This is a genomic window from Campylobacter concisus (assembly GCF_902460895.1).
Classification (GTDB): domain Bacteria; phylum Campylobacterota; class Campylobacteria; order Campylobacterales; family Campylobacteraceae; genus Campylobacter_A; species Campylobacter_A concisus_BC.
Map to the genome: position 1 here is coordinate 429,960 of NZ_CABPVL010000004.1, position 1,891 is coordinate 431,850.

Sequence of the window (1,891 nt, forward strand, 5' to 3'; positions counted from 1 at the left end):
CACTGGTGTTAGAGGGTTTAGCTTTTTATCTAATTTACCAGCCTCATATAGTCTTGTTAGCTCTTCTGGTGTGTTGTAGTATGGTGCATTTGGATATCCCTCTGGTGGGGTTAGGGACATTATTTTAGCTTCTAAAATATTAATATCTCTGTTTAAAATCACTTGCCTATATTCTTGATCATCTGGTTCAGCTACATCAAAAGGAAGCATTTCATCTTTTAGGACGTCTTTCATTTTTTTCATAAATTCTTCTCTTGTAGTCTCGTTTGCGTCAAGGTCTCTAGGGTCTAGTAGCTTGCCTTCATCTTCTACAAGTTTTCTAAAATACCGCATAACCCTACCATCAGTATCAAGTGCAAGTCCTCTATTAAAATCCATCACGAAGTAGCTTCCTACTATCTCATCTAGATAAGGCATCATTCCATATTCATCTAGTGGAGGATTTTTAGCTAGTCTTCTAAACTCTTCAGCCATTTGTAAATTTTTGTTTAGACCTACTAAATAGGTAGAGTATTCAAATAAATCAGCTAATGCTTCTAGGGCTCCGTCTTGACCAAGCTGGGCTGATAGAAACATTGATTGATATGCCCTTGCTTTAAATCCTGCATAACCTAATCCAACACCTCCTACAAATCCTCCCATATCTCCTAATACTCCTGCACATATATTCCACTCTGCTGCAAATAGTTCTGATTTTAATGTACCTTTGTGAGAATTTACTTCATCATAAATTTCAGCATACTCTGGCTTTGTTAGTTTGCCATTGCTATCTACTCTACCTATGGCATCTTCTGGTATATCTATCATAGTGCATTTTAGATTGCTTCTTTTTACTAGATAGATATATCTATCTCTCTTATCTTTTAAACTTTCATAGTAGGCTTTTTCTGATTTAGTCCAAGGTGATAGTTTATTTGAGCTTGGTTTATAGCTAATGTCTAGCCATGGTTTAAATGATAGATAGTCTGTTTGACCTAGAGAATTTGGTTTAGGGTTATAGTATAGGGGTTTATAGTTTTTATATAAAGATGAGTCTAGGATGGAGCGAGCTTCAAGTAAATATTTAGACTGAATTTCTAAGTATTCCTTATTTGTCCTAGGTTTTTTATAATTGTCATTGTTTGGTATCATTAAATTTGTCTTTTTATCAAATGGTATTTCCATTCCATTTGGAGCTATAACTGTATATGTATTAGTGTTATCCATTAAATTTCCTTTATCTTGTAATTTTCCTTTGCTTATTACCACTACTGCTGTGGCTACTAAAAGAGCTATGATGATAAATATGATCTTTTTCATATCTTATCCTATATATAGACCATCTTCCATTACTATGGTAGTGGCTAAACGACCTACTAGGCGAGGGGGGATAGACGATGTGGTTTGAGTATTCTTGTCTTTTCTATCTGATGATCCAAATTCCTTACACCCCACATACACTCCCTTTATGTTATTGTTACCTATGATATCAAGAGCCTCTACTAGATATCTTGATAGGTTAGAGTGAGAGTTATCGCTATCTTCTGTGTTAAATATACCTTTTTTAAATTTGTTTATTATCTCTACTGCTTTTTGATAGGCTTTTATAGCAGAAGAGAAACTATGTCCATCTTGGTTATCATCTTTATTATAGACACTATAAATTTCTTTCTCCTCTTTAACATCTAAATTTAACTCCCTTATCTCTACATCAGATTCAGTATATCTACTTCTAGCATAGTTAAAATACCTTGCATCTATCTCATTACCAGATCCTCTTAGCTCATCTAAGCATAGATAAGCACTAAGGTTATTTAGTGCTAGTTTAGAGGCTAGGTTAAAAGATAGTTTGTTTTTCTTGTGGTCTATGTCGTAGTATATAAATGAGTTATAGTCTAGTCCTCCACTACTT

1 protein-coding gene and 1 pseudogene are annotated in these 1,891 nt (G+C 34.1%); both read right to left on the bottom strand.

Going from position 1 to position 1,891, the window contains the following annotated elements; genetic code table 11:
* Positions 1 to 1,299 (bottom strand): thioredoxin reductase (locus F3G98_RS08680; protein ID WP_149726080.1); only part of this gene is annotated, 1,299 nt, incomplete at its 3' end.
* Between the two features lie 3 nt (positions 1,300 to 1,302).
* Positions 1,303 to 1,891 (bottom strand): annotated as a pseudogene (locus tag F3G98_RS10505) (hypothetical protein); the annotation flags it as partial.